Source organism: Helicobacter sp. T3_23-1059 (assembly GCF_053654515.1).
Genome location: NZ_JBSIUV010000248.1, coordinates 1 through 384, shown reverse-complemented (window position 1 = coordinate 384; position 384 = coordinate 1). Strand labels below are relative to the sequence as shown.

General features: G+C 30.5%; 1 protein-coding gene. It reads right to left on the bottom strand.

Annotation, left to right across the window (positions count from 1 at the left end):
• The coding region (locus ACWIX0_RS14275; RefSeq protein WP_454174627.1) for a hypothetical protein at positions 1-384 on the bottom strand (384 nt) is incomplete at both ends.

Below are 384 nucleotides of genomic sequence, written 5' to 3'. Positions count from 1 at the left end.
TTTTGTTATAGATTGAAGTTTTTTATTGTCAAAAACAAATTTTTCTTGTTTGCATTCGCCGTTGTCATATTGATATTGCGCTATTAACATATTACTATCTTTTTGACTTATCAAATCATCAATACTATTTTTGTTGCTTATATCAGGCGTTGTATTAAAGCGACTTAATGTTTCTAAATCATCTTTGCCATTTTGCATATCCACCATAGAATAAAATCTACATCCACTTCCGCAACTATGTGCCACGATAGAATATTTACCCGCAAAATTGATATGCAAATCCACTAATTTATTGTTTATATCTCTGCATTCTACGCTATCGCACTTATAATCTTTTGGGATTATTTGTTTGCCATTATACACTTTGGCAGGATATTTGCTAAA